At 41.9% G+C, this 21,676-nt stretch carries 28 protein-coding genes; 10 read left to right on the top strand and 18 right to left on the bottom strand.

The annotated features are described in order from the left end of the window. Positions 1–93: 93 nt before the first annotated feature. The 5 genes from HNP76_RS10070 to HNP76_RS10050 form a co-directional block, all read right to left on the bottom strand. Positions 94–1,140 (bottom strand): S66 family peptidase, encoded by a 1,047-nt coding sequence (locus HNP76_RS10070; protein WP_184660097.1) that lies wholly within the window; start codon positions 1,138–1,140, stop codon positions 94–96. A 124-nt stretch (positions 1,141–1,264) separates the two neighbouring features. Further along, on the bottom strand, positions 1,265–1,579 hold the full coding sequence (locus tag HNP76_RS10065) for a TfoX/Sxy family protein (RefSeq protein ID WP_184660095.1): 315 nt from the start codon (positions 1,577–1,579) through the stop codon (positions 1,265–1,267). Positions 1,580–1,630: 51 nt separating this feature from the next. After that, a complete protein-coding gene (locus tag HNP76_RS10060) occupies positions 1,631–2,437 on the bottom strand; it encodes a methyltransferase domain-containing protein (RefSeq protein ID WP_221301073.1) in 807 nt (268 codons plus the stop codon). A 41-nt stretch (positions 2,438–2,478) separates the two neighbouring features. Then, positions 2,479–2,961, bottom strand: coding sequence for a GNAT family N-acetyltransferase (locus tag HNP76_RS10055; protein WP_184660093.1), 483 nt, complete (start codon positions 2,959–2,961; stop codon positions 2,479–2,481). A gap of 33 nt (positions 2,962–2,994) precedes the next feature. Then, positions 2,995–3,828: a phosphotransferase gene (locus tag HNP76_RS10050; RefSeq protein WP_184660091.1), complete on the bottom strand. Its 834-nt coding sequence runs from the start codon at positions 3,826–3,828 to the stop codon at positions 2,995–2,997. Positions 3,829–3,967: 139 nt separating this feature from the next. Between HNP76_RS10050 and HNP76_RS10045 the strand changes: the two genes are divergently transcribed. From HNP76_RS10045 to HNP76_RS10035, 3 genes are read left to right on the top strand one after another with little or no spacing between them, the layout of a single operon-like run. Further along, entirely contained in the window at positions 3,968–4,777 is an 810-nt protein-coding gene (locus HNP76_RS10045; RefSeq protein ID WP_206173279.1) for a GNAT family N-acetyltransferase, read from the top strand. 60 nt (positions 4,778–4,837) lie between these two features. Beyond that, positions 4,838–5,326, top strand: a complete 489-nt coding sequence (locus HNP76_RS10040; RefSeq protein ID WP_184660089.1) for an NUDIX hydrolase — start codon at positions 4,838–4,840, stop codon at positions 5,324–5,326. Positions 5,327–5,376: 50 nt separating this feature from the next. Beyond that, positions 5,377–6,162, top strand: a complete 786-nt coding sequence (locus HNP76_RS10035; RefSeq protein ID WP_184660087.1) for a PhzF family protein — start codon at positions 5,377–5,379, stop codon at positions 6,160–6,162. A 19-nt stretch (positions 6,163–6,181) separates the two neighbouring features. Here the strand turns inward: HNP76_RS10035 and HNP76_RS10030 are convergent, their stop codons facing one another. After that, positions 6,182–8,149 (bottom strand): [Fe-Fe] hydrogenase large subunit C-terminal domain-containing protein, encoded by a 1,968-nt coding sequence (locus tag HNP76_RS10030; RefSeq protein ID WP_375781885.1) that lies wholly within the window; start codon positions 8,147–8,149, stop codon positions 6,182–6,184. Between the two features lie 257 nt (positions 8,150–8,406). Here HNP76_RS10030 and HNP76_RS10025 point away from each other — a divergent pair, with 257 nt between their 5' ends. From HNP76_RS10025 to HNP76_RS10000, 6 genes are all read left to right on the top strand, one after another. Next, positions 8,407–9,018, top strand: coding sequence for a sugar O-acetyltransferase (locus tag HNP76_RS10025; RefSeq protein WP_184660082.1), 612 nt, complete (start codon positions 8,407–8,409; stop codon positions 9,016–9,018). A gap of 17 nt (positions 9,019–9,035) precedes the next feature. Then, positions 9,036–9,632: a 2-dehydropantoate 2-reductase gene (locus HNP76_RS10020; protein ID WP_184660080.1), complete on the top strand. Its 597-nt coding sequence runs from the start codon at positions 9,036–9,038 to the stop codon at positions 9,630–9,632. Positions 9,633–9,823: 191 nt separating this feature from the next. Further along, entirely contained in the window at positions 9,824–10,348 is a 525-nt protein-coding gene (locus HNP76_RS10015; protein WP_184660078.1) for a GNAT family N-acetyltransferase, read from the top strand. 39 nt (positions 10,349–10,387) lie between these two features. Next, positions 10,388–11,125: an AAC(3) family N-acetyltransferase gene (locus HNP76_RS10010; protein WP_184660076.1), complete on the top strand. Its 738-nt coding sequence runs from the start codon at positions 10,388–10,390 to the stop codon at positions 11,123–11,125. A gap of 10 nt (positions 11,126–11,135) precedes the next feature. Beyond that, the gene (locus HNP76_RS10005) at positions 11,136–11,624 is read left to right on the top strand and encodes a flavodoxin family protein (protein ID WP_184660074.1); all 489 of its coding nucleotides are present in this window, start codon (positions 11,136–11,138) and stop codon (positions 11,622–11,624) included. A 184-nt stretch (positions 11,625–11,808) separates the two neighbouring features. Next, entirely contained in the window at positions 11,809–12,393 is a 585-nt protein-coding gene (locus HNP76_RS10000) for a helix-turn-helix domain-containing protein (RefSeq protein WP_206173280.1), read from the top strand. A 742-nt stretch (positions 12,394–13,135) separates the two neighbouring features. Here the strand turns inward: HNP76_RS10000 and HNP76_RS09995 are convergent. The 10 genes from HNP76_RS09995 to HNP76_RS09950 form a co-directional block, all read right to left on the bottom strand. Continuing rightward, the gene (locus HNP76_RS09995; protein ID WP_184660072.1) at positions 13,136–14,125 is read right to left on the bottom strand and encodes a replication initiation protein; all 990 of its coding nucleotides are present in this window, start codon (positions 14,123–14,125) and stop codon (positions 13,136–13,138) included. A 2-nt stretch (positions 14,126–14,127) separates the two neighbouring features. Beyond that, entirely contained in the window at positions 14,128–14,484 is a 357-nt protein-coding gene (locus tag HNP76_RS09990; RefSeq protein WP_184660070.1) for a hypothetical protein, read from the bottom strand. A 23-nt stretch (positions 14,485–14,507) separates the two neighbouring features. Further along, positions 14,508–15,287, bottom strand: a complete 780-nt coding sequence (locus HNP76_RS09985) for a ParA family protein (RefSeq protein ID WP_184660068.1) — start codon at positions 15,285–15,287, stop codon at positions 14,508–14,510. 349 nt (positions 15,288–15,636) lie between these two features. Next, positions 15,637–16,176, bottom strand: coding sequence for a GNAT family N-acetyltransferase (locus HNP76_RS09980; protein WP_184660066.1), 540 nt, complete (start codon positions 16,174–16,176; stop codon positions 15,637–15,639). 13 nt (positions 16,177–16,189) lie between these two features. After that, positions 16,190–16,879, bottom strand: a complete 690-nt coding sequence (locus tag HNP76_RS09975) for an aspartate/glutamate racemase family protein (protein ID WP_184660064.1) — start codon at positions 16,877–16,879, stop codon at positions 16,190–16,192. Then, positions 16,876–17,325: a GNAT family N-acetyltransferase gene (locus HNP76_RS09970; RefSeq protein WP_184660062.1), complete on the bottom strand. Its 450-nt coding sequence runs from the start codon at positions 17,323–17,325 to the stop codon at positions 16,876–16,878. Before HNP76_RS09970 ends, HNP76_RS09975 begins: the two co-directional genes overlap by 4 nt. Positions 17,326–17,336: 11 nt before the next feature. Beyond that, complete coding sequence (locus tag HNP76_RS09965; protein ID WP_184660060.1) at positions 17,337–17,798, bottom strand: GNAT family N-acetyltransferase; 462 nt, start codon at positions 17,796–17,798, stop codon at positions 17,337–17,339. 184 nt (positions 17,799–17,982) lie between these two features. Continuing rightward, on the bottom strand, positions 17,983–18,582 hold the full coding sequence (locus HNP76_RS09960) for an alpha/beta hydrolase (protein ID WP_206173297.1): 600 nt from the start codon (positions 18,580–18,582) through the stop codon (positions 17,983–17,985). 19 nt (positions 18,583–18,601) lie between these two features. Further along, positions 18,602–18,994 carry a DUF2992 family protein gene (locus tag HNP76_RS09955; RefSeq protein WP_184660056.1) on the bottom strand — a complete coding sequence of 131 codons (393 nt, stop codon included), beginning with the start codon at positions 18,992–18,994 and terminating at the stop codon, positions 18,602–18,604. Between the two features lie 371 nt (positions 18,995–19,365). Beyond that, the gene (locus HNP76_RS09950) at positions 19,366–20,166 is read right to left on the bottom strand and encodes a hypothetical protein (RefSeq protein WP_184660054.1); all 801 of its coding nucleotides are present in this window, start codon (positions 20,164–20,166) and stop codon (positions 19,366–19,368) included. A 125-nt stretch (positions 20,167–20,291) separates the two neighbouring features. Here HNP76_RS09950 and HNP76_RS09945 point away from each other — a divergent pair, with 125 nt between their 5' ends. Beyond that, positions 20,292–20,981 (top strand): DUF5680 domain-containing protein, encoded by a 690-nt coding sequence (locus HNP76_RS09945; protein ID WP_184660052.1) that lies wholly within the window; start codon positions 20,292–20,294, stop codon positions 20,979–20,981. A 13-nt stretch (positions 20,982–20,994) separates the two neighbouring features. Here the strand turns inward: HNP76_RS09945 and HNP76_RS09940 are convergent, their stop codons facing one another. Next, entirely contained in the window at positions 20,995–21,261 is a 267-nt protein-coding gene (locus tag HNP76_RS09940; protein WP_184660050.1) for a DUF4160 domain-containing protein, read from the bottom strand. A gap of 9 nt (positions 21,262–21,270) precedes the next feature. After that, positions 21,271–21,588 carry a DUF2442 domain-containing protein gene (locus HNP76_RS09935; protein WP_246462735.1) on the bottom strand — a complete coding sequence of 106 codons (318 nt, stop codon included), beginning with the start codon at positions 21,586–21,588 and terminating at the stop codon, positions 21,271–21,273. Between the last annotated feature and the right edge of the window lie 88 nt (positions 21,589–21,676).

Genomic DNA, 21,676 nt, shown 5'->3' with positions numbered 1-21,676 from the left:
CAATGAAACTTCTGACATGTTTCCCCCATGCACCGGCTAGATATAAAAAAAATAGCCTTTTTCCGACTCATTAGCTCTTCCTAGCTCTCACTTCTACTTATTATTTATCACTGACTTTGCAAACCTGATGACCTGCTTATCCGCATCGATAGTCGCATCAACACCGAAAGGAATGATACATCTTGGTGTGGCATGACCGATGTTTACATTAAACAGGATTGGTAGATTCGGGTTATCTATAACGCTCACCAGGAGCTCCTTGTATTCTTTTGCATAGCATTCATCCATAGGCTTTCCTACCAGCACACCGGATACTGCATCAAATACGCCACGAGCCTTAATGAACTCAAGAGCTTGTCTGTATTTCTCCGGAGTCGGTTTCTCTTCACTCGTCTCCAGAAGAATGATACGGCCTTCCCAATCCTTTGCATCAGGAAAAAGATGATACTTTTCGCAGAGCACAGGCATATCTTCATAGCGCTCACCATCGAAGAAATCATACATAGAATCGACACAGCCACCTAGAATCTTTCCGGAAAATACAGAAGGTCCCTGTAAAAGCTCAAAGCCCTGGTTGGGATGTGAGGCTGTCATAGTTCCAACCTTTTCAGGCGCAAACTCTGTTCTTTCCTCGTACCACACATCACTTGGAGTAATCTCCCTGATGGTTCCAGTGGTTATTAGCTCCTCAAAATATTTCTTTGTATAGGGCAGCATATCCGGACCAATCTCACATAGATCGCATAAAAATGCCTGCCCGTAGAATGTGGGAAGTCCCACTTTATGAAGCATAAAATGATTTATTGTAGTATCTGAGAACCCAAGAAAAACCTTGTTAGTAACAGCTTTCTTAAGCTCGTTATTTTCAAAAAGATATGGAAGCAGACGATAGGTATCATCTCCACCAATGGCGCAAAGGATCATATCGATTTCAGGATCGCGAAAAGCCTCAAGAAGATCCTGCGCCCTTTTTTCCGGATGTTTTTCCACATAGTCAAGTCCTGAAAGAGCATGGGGCATGAATTTCACATTAAGCCCAAACTCCTTAAGTCTTTTAATGCCAATATCTGTCTCAAACTTTACGAATGATTCTCCGATAATTCCTCGGGATAAACTCACAATAGCAACGTTTTTTATCATAATAGCCTCACAAAATTCAAATTGACCGAGCTCTTTAGAGCGAGGGATGCTTCTTGACCGCCAGGTCAAGAAGATGTACTCAGCTCCATAAACCTCGATTTGTCATACTCATTTATATTAAAAGTTATTTCTTTTTCTTCGGTGCCGGTAGTTCATCATACATAGCCTCAAGCAAAGTCCTAAGGAACTCCCTGTTGTCGATATCATCTATCAACAACATTTCCTTTGCCCCCTCATACGGGAGTTCCAAGTCTGCTTCTGGCATTAAAGTTTTTGCTGACTGTGTATGCTTGACAAGGAAACGATCATCATAGATTCCACCAACAATTTTGTCGCGATAGTAGATGATGTATTCTCCCATCATCGCCTTATATGTTATATCATCCAGCCCTGAAAGCTGTTCTAAAACAAAAGCAAGATATTCTTTGCTTGACGCCATTATCTTCACCGCCTTTAGTACGTTATGTTCAAAGAGAAATCTTTTATACGGTTACGCTGGTTTCTTCGTCAGATACAGCACATATGTATCCCAAAACTCGACTTTATCTCCACCCGCAATCGCCGCACTCCGAAGTTCATCGAAAAATTTCGTTTTATAAGGCTCCGGAATTAAAATGTGATCGCTGTGCGTCCCACAATACATCACATATTCATCCGCAGAAAAAACGCGTTTCCCATAGAAATCATGGCGAGTCAGATCTACATAGCCATAGTCGGTCGCATGAAGATAGTCAAATGGCTCCTTCATGTTCTTGTATTCCGTCACTGGCTTATAATATAAGTCGTAAACCTTCTGGATATTGCTGTACAGCTCCTCATTTGGTGTCTTATAATCCCCGATCAGAAACATCATCGCCAACGTTCCACCTAACTTTAACAGTTCAAACGTCTTGGAAAAAGCGACTTTCTCCGGAATCCACTGGATCGTCGCAGCAGAATATATCACATCAAACCGCTGTCCCCCGAAATCGTGCGTAATAAAGTCATCGTTCACGATATGGAAATTCGGTCTTGTGCCGTATTTTTCTTTCATCTTCTCATAGAGATGCTCTCCGAGCTCGATAGCATTATAATCGCAGCCTGTACCCAGAATGGGATCCGTCGCCTGGCCGGTTCCCGGGCCTATTTCCAGCACCTTCGTTTGAGCTACGATGCCGGCTTCCTTGATGAAATATTCAAAAAGTTCTGGGCTATAACGAGGTCTGAACTTATCAAACTGCTCCGGAATTGTGTCAAACACCTTACGATATTCCATTGGCTTCTTCCTCATATCGCTATATTTTTCATTCTGTCCCAAAATCGAATCTCCGTAGTCATTTATCTTAAAATATAAAAAGCTTAAAGTTCCTTTTTCATATAACCGCATGTAAATGGAAAAAAGTCAAATTTATGCGTTCCTACATGAACCGCTCCGTTATCTTCATACCACTTTTTAAGCTTTACGTTTTCTTCTACGATTCCGATATTCATAAGCTTACAGCCATTCTCCCGGGCTGTAGAATATGCGTGTTCCAACAGTTGTTTCCCAATTCCTTTATGACGATATTCCGGCAAAACTGCCAGGTTATTCAATTCGCACTCCTTATTATCCTGAATGAGCAAAGAATAATATCCATACAAAACACCGGCATCTTCATATACATACATGAGTCGGTGTTCACCATCCATCTGCCAAAGAAGCCTCTCCTCATTGGTTGCAAATGCAGTAAATCTCGGTGCATTCTCTTCCGTAAATCCAAATTCATCTGCCACGGTCAAAAATGCCTTCTTTATAAGGCTTACACAGTCCGGCATTTCTTCCCTTTTTACTTCTCTGATCATTTGTTTCCTACTCCACTATTTACAGAAAATATTTCAAACCCTCGGTTGAAGTTCTTTTAGGTAATTGATGTTCTTCCTGATTATTTTTATTAACCATTGCTCTTCATTAGGAACATTGTCAGCTAAGCGTGAGGCGGCAATGATTGAATACCATTTCCTAAGTTCTTTTTTCTTCAGTTTGGTAAGTTTCAAATACTCTTTCATATAAATATGACCAAGTATATTTTTATAAATCCTGAACAATATTCTTATGATTCTTCCGGCGGGAAAAGGAATATATGGCGAAACTAGCATCAAATAACTTCGTATCAAATCGCCCTCTTTATTTCCTGCATAACAATTCATCCAGTCTATCGCTATATAACCTGAGCTGTTTACTATTATGTTTCCCGCATGTAAATCACCATGACAAATACAATTATCCTGTTTTATTGATTTTAAGCCCTCAATCAGGACATCTTTGTATGATTCTATGCCAGTTGATTTATTAATCAGATAGGAAAAACGGTCAATTTGGCTTGTAATATTGTTATTTCTTTTTTGATTAATGCTGATTTGGGTTTGTGCTAGTTTTTTTATCAGCTTTATGCCTTGCGGCAAGGAAGATTTTAACAGCAGGGAAAACAGTAATTCACCTTCAACAAATTCATAGACTATACCATTTTGCCCGTTGATTATAATTGTCTGATAAAATTTCGGCGCAGTGATGCATGAGTCATTAATCTCTTGTGCGATTTTAGCTTCATAATTGACGGTGTCAATGTCATAATCATTGTTGAATAATTTAATGATCTTGTTATTGTCATATAAATAGACATTTGCCGTTGCACCGGAGCCTATAAGCTGTAAATCATCTATCTTAATCATATTTTCTTGTATAATTATAAAGTAAAATCGGATAAAAAAAACTGCATTTCATCGGCAAAAACATGCATCTTATGTGAAAATCCAAGTTTATTATTATTATTTATTTTATAATCTGAATCAGGAGAATAAAAAGTGAACATTGATTTTATCGACAAAGGCAAATCTTTTGACTGGGGAAAGACTTCCGAAGATTATGCCAAGAAACATGTACAAGTACGGTGCCAAGTGGACGGGCACTGACATTTCCCCGGAGCAGATTGAACAGGCAAAAAAACTTGCCCTTGAGGCCGGAATGAAGATTGACTTTCTTGCAAGGCGAGCGGAAGATATTGATTTTGCTGACGGCACTTTTGATGTGATTACTGCCTGCCAGTGCATCTGGTATTTTGCACACGAAAAGACAGCTCCTCTTTTTGCCCGGCTTTTGAAAACTGGCGGAAAGTTTTACAATCAAGCATTACGTTTCAATTGCGGAGCTGAGGAAGAAATAAAAATGATAAAATCTGTAGATGAAAAGAATATCGATATAGCCTCGCGCATTCACAGCGAGTCCTGGCAGGAATCTCACAAATCATTCTGTAATCCTGACTTCGTGGCAAAACATACGCCGGAACATCAGAAAGAATATCTGGTGGAGAAAATCAGGAAGGGTACTGCCTTGTATATGCTGTTCGACGAAACTTCAAGAAAAGATGTGGGAATTGTTTCAATAACAGAAAATCTGATTGAAGATTTATATATCCTTCCATCAGAGCAAAACAAAGGCTACGGTACGGTGCTCTTGCGGTTTGCCTGTAGTAAATGTAAAGATACGCCTACACTCTGGATTTTGGAAAATAATTTAAATGCGGCCCGCTTGTATCGAAGGGAAGGTTTTTCTGAAACAGGAAGACGCAATCAAATCGATAAAGGACTGGATGAAATTGAATTCATAAAGACCGCGGGGTAAAAAATCGGGGGAGTGAGGAAGTTTTTATCGTAAAATTGAGGATGCAAAAATATCAGAAACATGAAAAAAATACAGCTGAAAAATGATGACTTTCTTGGCTATGTGAAACATTTGCGCCATGCGTGTCGCGGAATCGTTGTGAAGGACGGAAAAGTTCTTTTGGGCTACGAGAGTAAAAATGACAAATATATAATTTCTGGCGGCGGTGTTGAAGAAGGTGAAACTCTCGCTCACTGCTGCGAGCGTGAACTGCTTGAAGAAACCGGAATGCAGGTTCGGGTAAAAGAAGAATATCTGGAAATTGAAGAGCTTTTCTGCGACTGGCGGCATGTGAATCATTATTTTGTCTGCGAGCTTGTAAAAGATACTGGAAACGTAAATCTTACGGAAGCAGAAGCCCGTGCTGGCTGCACTTTCAAGTGGTTGCCGATGGCACAGGCTCTGGACATTTTTGGAAGCTACGAAGAATATCACAAAACAAATATTGCGGATTATGGTTTGTATCGGCGCGAATTTACGGCGTTGAAAGAGTTTTGTGATTTGCAGTAAAAATTGAAATGAGGTAATTATGAAATGCAAAAATCAGGGAGAAATAGAAAATGAAACAGTACATTGTAGACGCTTTTACGGACAAAATTTTTTGCGGAAACCAGGCGGCTGTCTGCGTTATGGACAGCTGGATTTCAGACCCGCTCATGCAGAACATCGCAAAGGAAAATAATTTTTCTGAAACTGCATTTGCGGTAAAGGAAGCAGACCTTTACCACCTGCGCTGGTTCACTCCTGCGGCAGAGATTGATTTTTGCGGACATGCAACGCTTGGAACATCTTTCGTCCTCTTCAATTTTTACGAAAAGGACGCGGACAAAATCACTTTTAAGACTCAGGTCGGAACCCTTACTGTTGAAAAGCAGGGCGACTTGTACAGGATGGACTTTCCTGCCTACCGCTTGAAGAAAATTGAAGTGACGGACAAGATGGAAGAAGCCCTCGGAGTGCGGCCTTTGGAAGCCTATATTGACAGGGACCTTCTGCTTGTTTTGAAAAGTGCGGACGAGGTAAGAAATCTTTCTCCGAGCCAGAACAAACTGAAGGAGCTTGAAGGCCTTTGCATCGTCGTAACAGCTCCGTCCGACAGCCCGGAATATGACAGCGTAAGCCGCGTTTTCTGTCCGGAGCTTGGATTGATGGAAGACCCGGTCACAGGAAGCAGCCACTGCATGATTGCCCCCTACTGGTGCGACCGGCTTGGAAAGGAAAAGCTGGTCTGCTATCAGGCATCCGAAAGAAGCGGCGTCCTCTACGCGGAACAAAAGGGCGGGCGAATAATTATTTCAGGAAAAGCAGTCCTCTTTTCCGAAGCAGAGATTTTTATAGGAAAATAAAAATGAAAGCGTTTATAGTTTACTGCCATTCCTCAGAAGATTCATTGCTATCTGCCGTGTCGTTCTGAGAGAACTTTTCAATGCCTTGTGAAATCTGCTGCAGGGTGTTGAAAATTTTTCCGCCGGAAGAAGCCACCTGCCCTACTTTATCCTTGATTTCTTGCGAAGCGCTGTTGTCACCTGATGAAGCCATGATGTTTCCGAAGCCCTTTTCAAGCGACTTGGCGTTCTCCCAGCTGGAGTTTATCTGCTTTGTTCCGTTCTCGCTGGCTGAAATGAGTTTTTCTGATGCCCGCTGTATATCCCCGATAATAGTCTTGATTTCCTTGATGCTGTCAAGGATTGTATCGGAAAGGCGGCGGATTTCAGTTGCAACTATATGGAAGTTTTTGCCTGCCTCGCCGGAACTTGCAGCTTCAAGCTCAGCGTTAAAGGCAATGATTTTAGTCTGGTCTGCAACATTATTGATGATGCCCACGATGTCCCAAATGCCGTTCATTTTTGTGTTCAGCTCTTTGATTCCATCGGTTGTGAGCATGTTCATACTCTTGATTTCCTGCAAATCCCGAACATTGCTTTGAAGTGCCTCAGTGCCGGAACTTACGGCTTCCGTAATTCTGTTTAAAGCCTCACGAATTTCCTTTTCATGATCTTGATTTGCAAGCTTCATGACGTAGTGATGGCAGTTTTCCCTGCGGTTGAGTCCGTTGAAAATCGCAACGGCCATCTGTTCACAGCTGTTATAGCCGCAGGCCCCGCAGTTGTAGATGTCGGATTTGCTGTGCTTGCCCATACTGATGTAAATTTCTTCCAATTCTTCAGGTGAAGGAACTCTGATGAACTTTCTCATAGCCGCACTTCTATCCTGATAGTGACGGTCATAAATGCCGGGCTTCCAGTATGCATTTACCGTTCTTTCAAGTTTTTTAAGGGCGAATTTGCTTGGTTTACGTCCATTTGTCTTCCATTTTTCCTGTCTTGCCAAGGCCCTGCTTTCAACCAGATTTTCCAATTCATCAAGAGGCAGTTTGCTGCTTATAGTTCCGCCTCCCCTATTGCAGCCCTTTTCGCAGTTCAAACAGTCAACCAGCTGATAAAAAGGTTTTTTGCCGGATTCAAGACTGTGGTCCAAACCTGAAAGATATTCAAATACCATCGGCTGACCTTCAATCTTTCTTGTCTTTGAGGAAATGCCTGGAACAAAACGCTCGGCCGTACGCATAAGTCCGCCCGGTGTCGAATACAATACGGCGCGTTCTGCAAGAGGATTGTCGTAATCGGTCTTCGGGAAATTTGTCAGATCCACACCATGATTTTTGAACCAGATGTCAAGATTCTTCATCGTGACGTTGTAATCACCCCGTCCGTTTTCATCGAATTCCCTTCGTTTTGCAAAGCACGGAGAAATTACGGCAATCTTGCAGTCCCGGTAGGCAGGATAGAAATTGCGGATGCATTCAACGGTGTGAGCCATGGGACTGTCAGGTTTTGCAAGATAGGGAATCAGGTTCGGCTTGTAGACTTCGATATAACTTACCAGCGCAGGACAAGGTTGTGAAATTACAATATCCGGCTTTTCGTTTTTTATCTGCTCGACGTAACTTTTTGTCGTCAATTCTGCACCAAAAGCAACATCAAAGACAGCCTTAACTCCGATCGATTTAAGCCAGCCGTTCAGATGCAGGTCTTTGTCCACGAAATTTACGGCAACAGCAGGAGCAACGATGGCAACAATAGAAACTCCATTCTTGAGGTCGCTGAAAAATTCTTCTGTATCGTCTATGCCGGTCCTTGCTCCGTGTACGCAGGCTTCAATGCAGGTACCGCAGCCAATACAAAGATCGTGATTAATAGACACGTGGTCACCTGAACCGTTGTTGCACATCTTAACAGGGCAAACGCTTATGCAACGGTGGCAGTTACAGCATTTTTCTGGATCCACTTTTATCACGGGGCGAAGATGCTCCGAACTTAAAAATTCATTCATAAGCTAACCTGAAACAAAAAAATTGAAGGGAAAACTTAAAAAAACGAAAACCCTTATTACAACTATAGCATAGTTTTACAAAAAAGCAAAAAATATTAAAAAAAACTTAAAATTTAATACATCAATTTTTGCATTTCATCGGCAAAAACATGCATCTTGTCTGAAAAAGATTGTTTATTCCCTATCTTCATGTATCATGAAAAATATGGAAAACATTATTTTTAGTGCAATGAGGTCATTCGTAAAAGGAGAAAAATATGAATCAGAAAGAAAGAATGTTAGCAAACCTTCCCTACCGCTCATGGCTGGACGGTCTTGAAGAAGAACGTTTTGAAAACAAAAAGAAGATTTTCAAATACAACAACCTTCCGCCTGAGGCAAAGGAAGAAAAAGACCGCCTCATCAGGGAAATCCTGGGAAAAACAGGCGACTGGATTAACATTGAGGCTCCCTTCCACTGCGATTACGGCTACAACATTGAAGTCGGACAGTGGTTCTTTGCAAATTACAACTTCATTGTTCTGGACGTAGGCAAAGTTAAAATCGGCGACCGCGTTCAGATTGCACCGAACGTTGCCATTTACACAGCCGGTCACCCGGTTCACCCGGATTCTCGCAACTCTGGCTATGAATATGGAATTGACGTCACAATCGGAAACAACGTCTGGATTGGCGGAAGCTCATGCATCATGCCGGGCGTTACAATCGGCGACAATGTAGTAATCGGAGCTGGCAGCGTAGTCACAAAGGACATTCCTGCAAACGTGATTGCCGTTGGAAATCCATGCCGGGTTCTCCGCGAAATCACCGAAGCCGACCGAGACTATTATTTCCGCGACAGGAAATTCGACGTTGATGATTACAAATAATTGAGGAATTTGCGGAAATGAATATTTACGTTGATTATGATGACTGTCTTTGCGAGACCGCACGTTATTTTTCTGAGCTTATAAAGGAACTTTTCAGTCTGGATATTCCCTACGAGAAAATAAGATATTTCAACCTTCAGAAATCTTTCTCACTTTCCGACGAAGACTACGAAAAAATGATGATTCAGGCTCACAAAGCAGAATCCCTTCTGTCCTACAAGGAAACGCCGGGCGCAGTCCAGACAATCAACGGCTGGATTGACAAAGGCCACGACGTAAAAATAATCACAGGCCGCCCATTCAGTGCATACGAGGCTTCCCGGGAATGGCTCAACCAGCACGGACTTGAGCGCGTCGAGATGTTCTGCCTCAACAAATACGGCCGAGACAACTTCATAAAGGGCAGCACCTTCAGCCTTGAGCTTGAAGACTATTACAAAATGCACTTTGACTACGCCGTAGAAGATTCACCCCACGCCTTCAAATTTTTTGAGCATCTCCCGGATTTAAAGGTTCTTGTCTTTGACCGCCCCTGGAATCAGGAATGCAACTTCCCGACCCAGAATTATAAACGCTGCGCAGGGTGGGAAGCAATCAGCTCTCTTGTAAAGTAAATTCAAAAGGGGGAGCCCCTCCTCCACTCCCCCACCCTGCATTTCATCGACTAAAGACTGCATCTCATCTAAAAAATCTTCTCTCTTGCTTCAACATGCCTTATAATTTAATCCATGACACAAAGGAAAAAGCATGTACTGTATCTGATATATTCTCTTTCAATTTATTTGACACTTTCTAGAGGTAAAAAATGACTATTGAGACAGAACGTTTGATTTTACGAAATTACACTATGGATGATTTTGATGCATTGTTTGAAATCATGTCGGATGCAGAAACCATGAAGCATTATCCGGCTCCATTTGACGAGGAACGTACCCGGGGCTGGATTCAGTGGAATCTGGAAAACTACGAAAAATACGGCTGGGGACTCTGGGCTGTCGTGCTCAAGGAAACAGGCGAGTTCATCGGTGACTGCGGAATCACCTTGCAGAACATCGACGGAGAGCAGCTTCCGGAAATCGGCTATCACATCCACAAAAAATACTGGAGGCGGGGTTTTGCAAAAGAAGCTGCCCGAGCCGTCCGGGACTGGGTTTTCCAGAACACAAAATACGACGCGATTTACTCCTACATGAAATACACAAACGTCGCTTCATATTCAACGGCCCTTGCAAACGGCATGAAGAAGGTCAAGGAATATCCAGATCCGAAAAACGAAGTCTCCTACGCCTACGCAATCACGCGAAAGGAATGGGAAGAGCTTAAAAAATAATTTTGCAAAAATCGACAAACTATAGGAAAATAAAAAAAAATGATAACAAAAGAAGAATTAAAAAAATCACTTACTGACCTTGGAATCACAAAAGGAATGACTCTTGAAGTTCACAGCTCGCTTTCATCATTCGGAGAACTTGAGGGCGGCGCAATGACTGTCATCGATACACTGAAGGAACTTGTTACTGAAGAAGGAAGCATCTTCATGCCAGCCCTTCGCCTGAGCAAGGAACTTCCGCTTACAGACGAAGACAAAAAGATGGGAATTACGGTCAAAATCAAAGTCCTTCCGCGAGATGAAGAGCGAACCGCAATGGGACTTGTTGCCGACACATTCCGAAAACTGCCTGACACCTACACGGGAACTGACGTCATAAGCACATCGGGCTGGGGGAAGCACGGAAAGGAAGCTTTGACAGGCGGTCTTGATTACGCGATTCACAACGGCGGAAAGGCGTTGCTACTTGGAGTTGATATTTACAAACTGACTGCCATGCACTATATGGAAGGCGCCACTCCCAAAGACATAAACGACCGCTTTGCTCCAACCGAAGAAATCAACAAACTTTATCCGCCTGACCAGTGGTTCATGGAAGCCGGACATCCGCCTGTAAAGGCATGGTACACAATCCAGAAAATGGCTTACGAAAGGGGTCTCATCAAGGAAGTCCAGATCGGCAGCTGCAAGGCGATGTTCCTCGATATCTGGAGCGTAGTTTCAATCTATGAAAACGAATTAAAAACAAATCCTTATAAATTGTGGGGATTAGAATAATAGGGGTCTTATGAAAACAATCATCGTTTATTATTCACTCGAAGGAAACACTGATTTCGTGGCTCAGAAAATTGCTTCAGAGCTGAACGCTGACATTCTGCGCCTTTCTCCAAAAAAACTTTATCCGAGCAAGGGATTTTCAAAATTCTTCTGGGGCGGAAAGAGTGCCGTCATGGGCGAGGCTCCTGAACTTGAGCCGTATTCTTTCAGCGCCCGGGACTACGACCTGATAATTTTCGGAACTCCTGTCTGGGCAGGAACTTTTGCCCCGCCGCTCCGAACATTTATCAATGAAAATGATATGACCGGCAAAAAATTTGCAGCCTTTGCCTGTCAGGGCGGTGAAGGAAATCAGAAGAAATTCAAAAAACTCAAGGATGCTCTGAGCATTGAAAATTTCGAAGCAGAACTCGCCCTTCTTGACCCGAAAAAACGTCAGTCCGAGTCAAATGAGCAGAAAATCAAAGAATTCTGCCAGAAACTTAGGAGAAACGAATAAATGCCTTCAAAAGTGACCACCGTTTGAAGAAGTTTTCCATATCCACAAGGAATTTAAAGGCTGAAAAAACTGACCTTAAACTCTACAAAGCGTAGGTTGCTTTACCATGCGTCAGAATGTATTGTGTTAATGTAGCTACGAAAAACACGGGCTTTACGGCCCGCTTACACAAGAGGCAATTATTATGATTAACCAGTACATTACCGGCGCAATGATTAAGCGCCTTCGTGAAGAAAAAGGGCTGACTCAGACTGAGCTGGCAGAAAAGATTTTTGTGACCGACAAGGCTGTTTCCAAGTGGGAGACCGGCCGCGGTTATCCTGACATTTCGCTTGTTGAAAGTCTTGCAAAGGCTCTAGGAGTCTCTGTGATTGAGCTTCTTTCAGGCGAAAACATCACGAATAAAAACAAAGCCGCAAACATGAGCAAGGCAGAGTTTTATGTCTGCCCGGTCTGCGGTAACGTGATTCAAAGTTCAGGGGAAGCTGTCGTAAGCTGCTGTGGCATTACCCTGCCCCCTCTGGAAGCCGAAGATGCTGACGAAAATCATGCTGTAAAAATCGAGCGCGTCGAAGACGAATATTTTGTCTTCATTGACCACGAAATGACCAAGCAGCATTACATTTCCTTTATTGCGGCAATCCGTTCCGATGGTATTGAAATCAAAAAGCTTTACCCCGAGCAGAATGCGCAAGTCAGGTTTAAAATCAGTGGTACAAAACAGATTTATTTTTACTGTAACCGCCACGGTCTCTTCAAAAAAAGGTAACAACTTTGTTGTATTTTTGAAATAAAGACCTTTCCAAGGTAACACTCTTGTTGAATCAGGGAAAAAGCTCTCCCCCTGCTCTTTTCATCAAGATTGTTACCTGTTTTCTTTTTATCAGCCCTTTTTTTGTATTTTATTCCTCGAAAGCAAAAAAATTTTCACTTTAAAGGTAACAGTTTTGTTGAATCTCATGATTTCTACCCTCTAAAAGGTAACAAGATTGTTGAATTATGCGATTTTTCCGGCAGCTCTTTCTCAAAAAGTCAAATTTTTGAATTAAAAGGTAACAGTTCTGATGAAAATCTATAGAAATCAGGTAACAGAATTGATGTATTTCCAGATCATTTCGTAAAATTCTATTTTCTTATATGACAAAAATTTATTTATAGATTACAATGAATTTGGTAAAGCAAAATAAAAAGGTAACAGGATTGTTGAATTAAAAGGTACCAACTTTGTTGACTTTATCCACAAATTCGCGTGGAAAAGGCTTTTTGAAGGTAACAATCTTGCTGAAATTTGCCGAATTCCATTCTTCATGCATCATATAGAAGAAAGTTGCACAAAAATGAAGCAAGGTAACACTATTGATGAAAAAGGTAACAACTTTGTAGTTTCTTCTATTATATCTAATAAATTCTAATATAAATTTAGACTAATAATAGAAACTGTGGAAATGTTAATAACCACAGTATTCTTCAACAAAACTGTTACCTCTCTTTTTTACAACAATCTTGTTACCTTAGATATTTGATGTAATCAAAGCATATCTTGTATCATCTTTAAGAATTGGTGTTGGACTTTTATACAAAGTTATTCCTGCAGAAGATGTGATATCAACTTTTAATTCTGGATAATACTTTTCTTTAATGTTTTTAATTTCATCAATAATTCGGCTGTAATAAACGCTGAGAAGCTTTCTGTCGTTCTCATCGCTTAACGGCATAAACTGCTCGACAAGCTTATCTCTTGGAATGAAAACCTTATCTTTCAAACCGTTGTTTCGATAAACCAGCCAGGCATAAATATCTTTTCCGGCAGCACTGGAAATCTCTTTGTAAACAGTATAATTAATTGGTACTGCGTGTTCCTGGCAAAAAGCCGCAAATTCACCAGACAGTAAAATCTTGAAATTTCCAACCCAGGAACCGTTCTTTTCGCTGGTATCCGTTACCTTTTGATATTGAACACCAGTTGTAAATCGAATGTTGCCTGTGGTTACTGTTTCTACCCTTACGTCGCCTTTTGGATAAGGTTTTTCCATTATGTCTTCAAAAAGATAGCCTGCCTGAAGTGTTTCAATTCGCTGCTCAAAGCAGAAAGCCGCATTCTTAAAACATTCAAGCTGTTCCTTTACTTCCTTGCCCCTCTGCTTTGGAAGCTGCAATTCTTTCAGCAAATCTGCTAGTGACTTGTATTCAATCATCACCGGCGCGTTTTTTTCTTTTGAAAGAACCGCATGAGTCGTAAGAACACTGAGAAGAAGCCGTCCAAACTTTCCGAAGGGAACATTTGTAGGCGATGTAAGAGTCAGCGTAACGCCCTGGCTTCCCTTTCTTGTAAAAGTTGTTTTATTTACGTTTTTGAAAGGTAACGAAGCTGTTGTAAAAAAACTCGGAATATAGCTCATGTAAAGAGCTGGTGCTGGCTTAAAGGACTTAAACAATTCTGTTGTTGAATTGTCCAAAGGGATTAAGCTTGTTGTCTCACTTTCTATTCTTTTTCGTCCCATTTTTAAGCCTCTTTCTTAATGGTTCGAATACCGCTCTTAGAAACCGTACACTTGCCTTCTTCTACTTCATCAATCAGATGTTCGATTGCAAAAAGAATGAATGTGTTGATTGGAACTTCATGAGCCGCACAGAAAGTCTTTAAGCGGGCCTTATCGCCTGTTCCCATGTGAACATTGAATATATTTTTGTAATTGGGCTTTTTAGCAGCTTTTTTGGGTTCTTCTGTTGATTCAGCTGGAACTTCATTTTCTACAACACTTGTTGAAGCAAAATTATTCTGAAACTGACTCATGAGTTCTGGTGAAAGTGATGATTTAGTTGTTTCAGTTTCGACCGGTGCAGACTTTTTTAATGCCATAATTTCCTCCCTTTATTATTGGCTTATTCAGCTTCAACAATCTTTGCAAGTTCTGAGATTGCATCAAGAGTTGCTTTCTTTTCACGGTTTGTCTTCTGTGAATAGAACTGCTGTATTGTCTTTTTTTCCATCTGTGCTTTTCTGAAATTCTGATCAGTTGGGACCGTAACGATTTTGTAGGCGTTCTGTGTACCCAGGAGCTTAAGCAAGTCGTTGGTCATTTTGTGAGAGCGGTTTACGTCGTTCATTACAACGGTGTTGAGGACCGGCTTTATCTGCTTTTTCATCTTGCGGCGATAAAAACTGTTCAGGTTGTTTTTGAAGGTTTCCAGTCCGTCCTGTGAATACTGATCCGGTTTTATTACGGCAATGATTTCATCGGTTGCCTGATAGATGTTTTCTTCAAATGCGGCGAAGGCCGGGCTTGTATCGAAAATGCAGTAATCAAAGCCCATGTTTTTGAACTCTTCGCAAAGTTCTTCAAAGACGTTTGGTTCGCGGGCTGCATTCCTGTCCCTGTAATCGCGCAAGCCTGATTCAACATCCGTAAGGCCTGCTGTCGGAAGAATAAAAAGATTTTCTACGGAAGTCTGTAATATTGCTTCTTTTGGATAGCATTTGCCTGTGAGGACGTCTGCGAGCTCGTACTGAAGGGTACTGATAAGAGTTGATGAAGAGTTACCCTGAGGGTCGGCATCAACTAAAATGACTTTGTATTTCTTTGCAAGTTCTGCGGCCAATGACATAGAAATTGTTGTTTTGCCATTTCCGCCTTTTTCGATAGAGACTGCAATTGTTTTCATTTTTCCCACCTTTTACAACTTTTATTGTACTTCCAATATAATCTACAATAATAAATATTGCAAGTATTGTTTTTTTTATTGTGGATATTGTAAAAAGTACAATATAAAAGATTGTGGAAAATATTGTTAATAATACTATAGAATATACAATATATACAATTAAAAATATTGTAAATATTGTAATTACAACTAAAAAATTGCTCAAAATCGATTTGTTTTTGAAATTTGATAAATTACATGTCCGCGTCTTTTTGAAGCGATTCTGGGGCTTTTTTTAAAATTTAAAAACCAGGCGATTTTGATGAAAAACCGCCTGGTTTTACGGGGGTTGAAGTAGGGGAGGGGAGCCTCATGAAAGCGGAAGGGGAGTGTGAGGCTCTTCTGCCATGTTTCCAATCTGCTTGACATACCAGACGATTCCACGCCATGCACCGAGCTTGAAGCCAGCATTTTCAAAGTGACCGACTTCCTTAAATCCAAGTGCCTTGTGGAGGGCGATGCTCGCTTCGTTTGTATCGACCAGAACGCCGTAAATGTAGCGGTAGCCCTGATCGGTAAGAATCCGGGCAAACTCATTGTAAAGGGCTGTCGCGATTCCGGCTCTTTTTGGAGCTTCAGGGGAAAGAACGATTGTCCATTCAACATTCCACTGATATGCGTCGTGCGGGCGGAGCGGAGAACCGCAGGCATAGCCCAAGATTTTTCCGTCAGAATCCTCTGCGATCAGGAAAGGATATTTTTCCAGCGTGTGAATGATTTTCTGGCGGTAAGATTCGACATCCGGGTTTTCAACGGTGAAAGTCACATAATCAAGCGGAACATAAGCTCCGTAAATGTCGTGAACTGCCTTTGCGTCCTTTTCATTTGCCATTCGGATATTGTATTTCATAATTAAACCTCACTTATTCGCACTGGATTCTTGCCGCTTCTGCTGCGTGAATCAAAGTTGTGTCGTAAACCGGCAGAACGCTGTCTTTCTGGCTGATGAGCATTCCGATTTCCGTGCAGCCGAGGATTACGCCTTCTGCCCCCTGCTCCTTCATTTTTTTGATTATGCTCTTGTATTTTTCGCGTGATGAATCGAGTACGTTTCCAAGGCAAAGCTCGTTGAAGATGATTTCGTTTACAGTTTTGATGTCTTCTTCATCAGAAATGATGACTTCAAGACCTGAGTCGATGAGGCGCTGCTTTATAAAGTCCTGAGTCATTGTGAATTTTGTTCCGAGAAGGGCGATTTTTTTGTGACCGTCTTTTTTGATTGCCCTTGCGGTTGCATCTGCAATATGAAGAATCGGAATATTGATTTCCTTTTCAATCTGAGGAACAAGCTTATGCATCGTGTTTGTTGCGATTACGATGAAATCGGCACCAGCTTTTTCAAGTCTTTTGGAAGCTTCCGCAAGAATTTTTGCGTTGCCGTCCCAGTTTCCTTCGGACATGTTTTTTTCGAGTTCCGCAAAATCAACGCTGTACATCATGATTTTTGAAGAATGAAATCCGCCGAGGGTATTTTTGACACTTTCGTTGATGACCTGATAGTAAGTGACTGTGCTTTCCCAGCTCATTCCGCCGATTAATCCGATTGTTTTCATTTTTTTAACTCCTTAAAGAAGCTGACGTGATCCGTCAGTTCCTCAAATCCACGTTTTTTGTAAAACTCGTATGCCGGCACATTCCGCTCGGTCTGAAGGAAAATCTGCTTAAGTCCTCTCGCCTTCACATAATCTTCAATCATAGTCATAAATTTTGAGCCAAGACCTTTGCCCTGCATGTCAGTTTTGATGCAAAGTTCCTGTATGTAATATTCAGTTCCGCCCCACCAGTGGTGAATTTCGCCAATTGAAATTCCGACAAGCTCGCCGTTCTCATAAAGTCCGAGCCGGATTGGATTGCGAACCTTTGTTAAATCCAGAAGGTATTCGGTAAGCTGATTGTCATCGCTCCAGTCGTCATTCCACGGCGGCCCCATAAAAACCGACTTGAACAAAGCCTTCATCTCGTCAAAGTTTGAATCATCAAGTTCCCGTAATTCTGTCATTTTTTCCCCTATTATATTGTCTTCCTTAAATAAACCATGTCGACAAGCTGAACCCCAGCCTCAAAAATCAGATGGTCGTAGTTCTTTGTAAAAAAATCTTTCTCCACATGATGCCTTGTAAATCCGCACTTTTCATAGAAGGGAACCGTCAAAGGGCTGTCTCCCGTTCCAACCTGCAAAACGGAAAATTTACAGGAAAAAGCATTTTCCACATATTGAATCAAGGCTTTTCCGTAGCCCTTACCGTGAACTTCCGGGGATGTCGCAATGTTTTTGATTTCAAGTACGCCGTCCCCTTCATCAGTCACGACGCACTCACCGAAAACTTTTCCGCTTTCGTCTTCAAGAACGAACATTCTGCCGTGCTCAAGATAGCGGTCAATCATATCTTCCTGCTCGTCAGCAAGCAAAAGCAAATCGAGAAAGGCTTTTTTATTTTCCGTTACTTCCCGGATTTTTGTTTTGGTATTCATAGCCTAATTATAAAGATTAAATACAATTTTGTGCGGGCTTTTCATACAAGATGCATATTTTTTCAGATGAAATGCAGGGCGCACCGGCTGCCTTTCGGCAGCCGGCCGGGCTTTTCGCCCTTCGCTCACGCTCATTGCCAGCAAGCTGGCAACTTCGGGGCTACAATCCCTTGCGCGTTTTCAGTTAAAAGACGGATTTTATCCACTCATCCAAAAACTTCATCTGCTCCGGGGTGTGGAACCAGTGCTCGCCTTCTTCCATGACGGTGAGTTTTGCTCCAGTCTTTCTGGCAAAGTCGGTCATCGTTTCAAGCGAAGTGATGTTGTCCTTTGCGCCGTAAAGAATCTCGGTCGGAACTTTCCAGCTTACAGGATGATTCCTTACATAGCAGAGGTAATCCCAGGACAGGTCTTCGCCGAAATCAGTCGGAATGATTTTCTTTTCTTCGAGTTCGGCTTCCGTTACCTTTGCCCAGCCCATCATGTCACAAATCAGCTTTTCCATATTCACGACAGGTGAAATGAAACAGGCTTTTTGAATCAGGCCTTCAAGATTTGCGTTCATGCTGAAAAATGCCCCTATGCTGTTTGCAATCAGAATTATATTTTCATATTCCGATTTTAAGCTTGCGACAGCCTCATGGATTTCTTTTCCAGTTTCCCATGGCGTAAAAGTCTTGTAATCCAGTCCGATTACCTTGCAGTCCGGGAAGAGTTTTTCGTAGTGACTGCTTTCAGACGCGCTTCCGCCTTTTCCGTGAATGTATAATACCAAGTTCATAATTAGCTCCTGATGTTCCGTGTTAACGGCGTTCTTTTTTCTTCTTTTGTTTTGAAAGATATTTTTCCTTTTCTTCAAGCTTTTTCTGCTTACGGTTTTGCTTTTTGCGTTCTTCGGCGTATTCTTTTTGTGCTTCTGAAAATGCCTTCAGGGACTTTGGAATTCCGCTGGAGTTTTTTTCTGCCTTTGCAAGTTTCTTGAAGCGGATTTTTGTTCGTCCTTCCACCGGCAAGAGAGGAACTTTTGCAAAGTGATAAATCATCCAGTTTAAGATTTCAGGATTTGAAGGCTCTGCTCCAAAGACAAAACGACCGGCAAAGTTTTTTCCGTTTCGGCACTGTTCGATTAAAGCACACCAGAACTGACCGTCAAAATAGATTGTCGTAACCGTAAAATTGTTTTCCGTGATTTTCATACATCTTCCATGTGCCCGATTCCGAAAGTTCCGCAGGCATTGGATTCCGCACGAACTCACGCAGGCTTAAAGAGAGGATTAAGAAAAAAATTACATCCTTGTAATTTTTTTCTTAGCAGTTTCCGACTTCGGCATAAACTGCAATTTCGCACATCCTGTGCGCCCACTACCGTGGAGGTTTAGAGGAAAAAAGTTGTGAAGCCAGAAAATTATGCGCCACATCACCGGCAACCTCTGACTTCGGAAAGTAAGACCCAATCAGTCCTGACAAGACCGGCTGAATCTCTCGAAAGATGTATATAAAGTTTTTACGTTTTTATCCTAGCCAAAATGAGGAAGGAATGCAAGAACTTTCAGACAAGATGCAGATTTTAGCGATGAAATGCAGTCATTATAAAGTCAAGCAAAGTGCTTCTGAACAAATCTTCCCGCCTTTTATAGTCTTCCAGACTGGTAACATTCTGATTTTTCAGCTCGGTTATGACCGATTCGTAATTCTCAGGTAGATTTTCAAGCGTCAAAGAATAGTAGAGCTGACGGTCTTCTGCCGGGGCATAAGAATTATTCTTGTAATAAAGAGCGCAGACTCCGATTCTGATTGCCGTATTAAGGTTTTCATTCAGCTGGAGCAGGGCAGCCCGCCTTTCCCATCGGTCTTTTTTGTAGTCAGAAAGCAAATAGTGAATATAACCGATGTTGTCCGAAAGCTTTTTCTCGCATTCTTCAGTCTTTATTTGATTAATCTTTTTGAGTTCAGCCTCATACATTTTGGTTTTGTCATAAAGAATTTCGGCTTCGAGGATGGAAAATTTTCTTGCTTCTTCAAAATGCACAAAATCATCTGCAGAAATAAAATCCGTAAACCAGATTGCAAACCACAAATCGCCAGACTTAATGCAGTGATATGGAATTGCCGGCTCCTGATTCGGACCAAAAATCTTTTCCGCAGTTGCAGAACTTCCTTTTTTCTTCATGACAATCAAATCTATCATGCCGACATAGCCGCCCTTTTCATCCTGTCGTGGAAAATAATCCCCGCGGGCAACGCTGCCGGAAAGAAGAATCGTTTCAATTTCTGATTTATCTGTTGAAGCGATAAAGTTTTGTGCAGCGGCTTTCATTTTGCTGATAAAATCTTTCTGCTGGGCAATAATCACGTTTTTGTTTTTCATAGTCACTTGAGATTAAGTATAACCCATAAATGAAGAATTTTGTCACTCCGTCGTGACATTTTTGCCGTCAAAAAGCGGTGTGAATAAATCTTCGTCTGTGTTAGATTATAGTCAGTGAGGACAATATGATTTTAGGTGAAAAACTTGCACTGCTCAGAAAACAGAACGGATATTCTCAGGAAGAACTTGCGGAAAAACTCAAGCTTGCCCGTCAGACTGTAAGTAAGTGGGAAAACGGACTTGCCGTGCCGGAACTGGACGGGCTGATCGCACTGAGCAATCTTTATCATATTCCGATTGACCGCATCGTAAAAAATGACGACGACTGCAACATTCCTTTGACGGAAGCAGCCGATAAAAGCGACCGTGCAGAATTAATCACATTTTTGCAAAAGGCAAAACAAAAGACTTACGCAGGCCACGGAGCAGAAACAGCCCCATGCCGCCCGGCATCGCACGACTTGCGTTACGAAGAAAAAACGGAAGCCGGTGTGCTCCTTTACATCGACACCTATCTAGGCGGAAAGAATTTTTCCGGCGAAGAAGCCTTGTGGCGCGACGGCGTGCCACTGTGGTCAATGAACTATTACGGCCGCGTTACAGCCGAACCTTTTTCCGGCGATTTTTTGAAGGCAGCCCTCTACGAAGTCCCGGCAGACAAACCCTTTCGTGGCCCGGACATTTTCCGCCAGGGAGACTACACCTACCATTGCCAGACCAGCGGCGACTTTGAATGGTTCCAGGGCTACGAAGACATTTTCTATCTGGACAAGAAGATTTACGAGTTGCACTTCCACGGGGGCGTGATTGTGTAGGGAAGGGGGATATTTATCTTAATGGACTTATTTTTTCAAAATGCTCGCCACTTACCGCAAGATTCCAGGCAGCGTAAGCTTCTTCTTCATGAAGTGCCAGCCATCCTGTAACCATTTTTAACTGACGTGCTGGCAATTTTCCTGCCAACAATTCTCCGTCAATTCCGATAGCAGCTTTATATTCTCCATAATATACATGTACATGAGGCTTGTTATGTTCTTTGTTATCACGGAACAATAAATAAATTACCATTCCTTCGAAACGGCTTAGCTCTGGCATTATTCTCTCCTATGCGTAAACTTCTTTTGAATACTTATAACTTTCTGCATACAAAGTTTCTGGCGCAATATCAATATCTCCATCAAGCCATGAAACAAAACCATGAGTTACTTTTGCCGTGCGCTGATTTTTTTCATCTGCAAGAGGTGCAAAAGCGCTACCTTTATCAAGCAACGACGTAACATCAAACAATCTGGTTTCACCCGTTGAAAAATCAACAAGCATCATACCGCTATCAAGAAGCTTTATAGACGAAACTTCAATGTTAGGAACAAGTTCGCCTGCGTAGCAGACACCATCTTTGATATACATTTTGTCACCTCTCATAAGAATTATAGCAGAGGACATGCAAAGTTTGAAGAGATATTTTACGGACGTTCCCGCCAGCCAACACCGCGTCACGCTGACTGCCAAG

Origin of the sequence: Treponema ruminis, assembly GCF_014201975.1 — a bacterium.
Lineage (GTDB): Bacteria > Spirochaetota > Spirochaetia > Treponematales > Treponemataceae > Treponema_D > Treponema_D ruminis.
Note: the sequence above shows the minus strand (reverse complement) of the source record. Positions and strands in the feature narration are given on the sequence as shown.